Source organism: Nitratidesulfovibrio liaohensis, assembly GCF_011682075.1.
GTDB classification, from domain to species: Bacteria; Desulfobacterota; Desulfovibrionia; order Desulfovibrionales; family Desulfovibrionaceae; genus Cupidesulfovibrio; species Cupidesulfovibrio liaohensis.
Map to the genome: position 1 here is coordinate 1 of NZ_VSMK01000287.1, position 3,622 is coordinate 3,622.

Here is a 3,622-nt window from a genome sequence, read left to right on the forward strand (position 1 = left end):
TGGAATGGGTGACGGCCCGGGCCGCCACGGCGCGCTGGGTGACGGCCGTGTGCACCGGCACGCTGATCCTGCACGCGGCGGGCCTGCTGCGCGGGCGCAGGGCCACCACCCACTGGGCCTACGCCGAAGAACTGGCCCGCGACCCGCAACTGACCCTGTTGCCCGACATGCGCTACGTGCGCGACGGCAACATCGTCACCTCGCAGGGGGTATCGGCGGGCATCGACATGGCCCTGTGGCTGGTGGGGCAAATGCATGACCCGGACCACGCCCGCGCCGTGCGCAGGCTGATCCAGTACGACCCGGCCCCACCGTATACGGCGGAAGTGTAGGAAGGAAATGGTGCGCCAGCCCGTGCGGCAACACGGGGGGGCCAGACGGAAAAAGGCGTACGCGGTTGCGTACGCCTTTTGGCTTGCGGTGGCGTCCCCAAGGGGATTTGAACCCCTGTCGACGGCGTGAAAGGCCGTTGTCCTGGGCCGGCTAGACGATGGGGACACCCTGTGCGCCTTTCGGCGCGGAAGAGACGGATACTCCGAAGGCGCGGTGTGCGTCAAGCGAAAAAGATGGCGGCGCGGCAAGAGAATGCCGAGAGGATGGCGGAAGGATCACTTCCTGTCGCCCGTTCTGACAGGCCCGTCTCGCCCGGGTGGCCCCGACTGCCCTGTCTGTCCGGCCCTTCCGTTGTGTCCCGCAGCCCCGCCCGGCTTCGTTGCGGCGTCTCCGATTTCGCGGAACATGCGCACGTAGCTGGCGTAGGCGCGGCCCACGGGCGATTCCGGGTCGAAGGCGCCCAGCAGCCCGCCCAGGTTGTCCGGCCTGGGCGGCACGCGCGGCGGCGGTGCGCTGCGTTCCACGCGTACCTCGTCCAGCGGGGTACGGCGTTGCAGCAGGTGCACCTCCACCCGTTCGAAGTACGGTCCGTCGGACACGTCGTCCATGAAGGCGTTGACCCGCTCCAGGATTTCCGGCGTCAGGAAGGTAAGGTCCTGCATGGCCATGTTGTCCTCTGCCCCCACCAGCAGGATGCGCTTGCGGTGGCCCAGCGGGTAGGCCAGCACGGCGATGTCCGTGCCCATGACCATGTCCCAGTTCTCCCACAGGCGCACAAGGCGCATCCGTTCCGGCGCGCCGCGTCGTTCCAGAAAGCCGCGCAGGGCTTCGCCGATGGTCTTCACGAAGACCTCCGGCGGGCGTCCATTGCGCCAACCGCGCCCGAAGTGAAGGACACGCGGGACACGCGGGACACGCAGGACGGGCGGGATGCGTGGGGAAAGCAGGGAACGCTGATCGTCATGGGCGCGGTGTAGCACGTCCGTCCCGGAAACGCACCGGGCACGGGATGGGGGTGCCCGCCCGGATCACGATCAGGAGGCGCTCGGCGCGCGCTGGGGGCGTCGTCCCAACCATGCGCCGCCGCAACACAAACGCCACATGTACCAAGGTATGGGGAAAGCACAAAAACCGCCACATGTTACGGAAACGTGACGTCGTTGTAACCTGATCTTCGCCCCGGTGCCCCATGAATACACCAGCCGCCGGGGAGGGTGGCGCGCCCCGACCATCGAGCGCACAACTGCCGGACGGGCATCTGCCGGACGGGCATCTGCCGTGCAGGCATCAACCGGACAGGCACCAGTCTAGCGGATGGGGGGCACCCGGACGCGCTGCGTTCGGGCAAGACGGAGCACCGCCCAGCAGGTTCCGCGCCGTCGCGCGCGCCTTGCGTACATCCTCACCTTCCGTTTCCGCCCCGGCCCGCATCCACGCCGTACGGGTTCATCCCCCGGCATACTTGCCGCTGGCGTACCTGCCACGTGCACACCTCAAGGATGGGCGCATGCTTTCCACCCTTTCGTTCCGCACCAAGCTCATCGCGGGTTCGCTGGCCATGGTGCTGGTGACCATGACGGCCATGCTGGTCACCAGCCTGGTGGACGCCCGGCGCGGCTACCTTGCGCAGGGGCGCGCCTCGTTGCGCAACGTCTCGCAGATACTCATGGAATCCGCCCGGTTTCAGGATACGCTGAACCGCAACAAGATCGGCTCCGACCTCAAGCTGATGCAGTTGCAGTTCGGCCTGGCCGGATTCCCCATCCCCGAGATTTTCATGGAGGTGGAGGCCGACCTGCGCGATGCCGACACCGGCCAGACGACCAGGACCACCTTGCCCGGCTTCAAGCTGGGGTCCACCTACCTGCACCAAAGCACCGACCTTGTGGACCGCATCCGCGAACTGGCCGGGGTGGGGGCATCGGTACTGCAACTGCACGAAGGGCGGCTGGTGCGCGTCAGCTCCAGCGTGGCCGATCCTTCAGGCTCCGCCCGCTGGACGTTCCTCGGCAAGGGGCACCCCGTGACGGCGGCGGTGCTGTCCGGCAACGGCTTTACAGGCATGCTCAAGGTGGGCGGCGAATGGAACCTGGCCGCCTACGCCCCGGTAAAGGGCATGGACGGCAGCGAGATACTGGGCGCGGTGGAAGTGGCCCGGCCCCTGCTGACCCCGGAATTCGCCGCCGCCGTGGTGCGTCACAACGTGGGCGGCAAGGGCTATTCCTTTGCCTTCGACGGGGCGGGCACCATACTGATTCACCCCGACCCGGGCATGGTGGGCCGCAACGTCTTCGACCTGCCGTGGGGCGCTGCCCTGAAGCCGGACGGCGGGACGCAGGCCCGCAATGCCACCGCTGTCCGTACGGATGCGGGCGGCTCCCGCGTCCTCGCCTACAGCATCGGCGGCGAGGAGTACGAAGCCTGCGCCGACCACTACGCCCCGTGGAGCGTCACCTTCGTCACCACCGTCAGCCGTGCCGACCTCATGCAGGGCGTCAGCGAGCGGCTGTGGCACGGCGCCGCCATTGCCGCCGCCGTGGCCCTGCCCGTGGCCGCGCTGGTCATCTGGCTGATGGTGCGCCAGCTGATGGTGCCCATGCAGCGGCTGGCCACCCTGGCCCAGCAGGTGGCGCGCGGCAACTTCGACTACACCTTCGACTACGCGGCGGACGACACCATCGGGGCCACGGTGCGCGCCGTGCAGGCCATGGTGGGCGAACTGCGCATGCGCCTGGGCTTCAGCCAGGGCGTGCTGGACGGGGTGGTGGTTCCCTGCGTGGTGGTGGACCTTGCCAACAACATTACTCACGTCAATGCAGAGGCCCTGAGCGTACTGCGGCGCGGGGGCACTCCGACGGAATGGCTGGGCCGCCAACTGGGCGAGCTGGTGTACGGCAGCACCGCCGACGCCACCCGCCCGGTGCTGACCCGGCGCAGCATGGAGCGGCGAGATCGTGTGGCCGAGGACGTGGTGCTGGACCCGCAGGCCGACGGGCGCGAAGTGGTGCTGCACATGGTGGCCACGCCCATCTACGACCTGGACGGCGAACTGATGGGCGCCATTTCGCTGTGGGTGGACCTGACGCACGAGCGCGCCCAGCATGCGCGGCTGGACGCCCAGAACGCGGTCATCGCCGCCACCGCGCGCGAGGCGGAAGACATTGCCCGCCGGGTGGCCTCGTCGGCGCATGAACTGGCCGAGCAGGTGGCCCATTCCAGCGGGGGGGCCGCCCGCCAACTGGCGCGCGTGGACGAGGTGACCGCCGCCATGGACCGCATGAACCAGACC

Annotated in this window: 3 protein-coding genes and 1 tRNA gene; 2 read left to right on the plus strand and 2 right to left on the minus strand. The window is 68.7% G+C overall.

Going from position 1 to position 3,622, the window contains the following annotated elements; genetic code table 11:
* A partial coding sequence (locus FVW27_RS10430; protein ID WP_208294736.1) for a DJ-1/PfpI family protein occupies positions 1 to 332 on the plus strand: 332 nt, incomplete at its 5' end.
* A gap of 89 nt (positions 333 to 421) precedes the next feature.
* Here the strand turns inward: FVW27_RS10430 and FVW27_RS10435 are convergent.
* A tRNA-Glu gene (locus tag FVW27_RS10435) sits at positions 422 to 498 on the minus strand.
* 110 nt (positions 499 to 608) lie between these two features.
* Positions 609 to 1,178: a DciA family protein gene (locus FVW27_RS10440; protein ID WP_341806122.1), complete on the minus strand. Its 570-nt coding sequence runs from the start codon at positions 1,176 to 1,178 to the stop codon at positions 609 to 611.
* Between the two features lie 662 nt (positions 1,179 to 1,840).
* Here FVW27_RS10440 and FVW27_RS10445 point away from each other — a divergent pair.
* Positions 1,841 to 3,622: Cache 3/Cache 2 fusion domain-containing protein (locus FVW27_RS10445; RefSeq protein WP_167124938.1), on the plus strand; the 1,782-nt coding region annotated here is incomplete at its 3' end.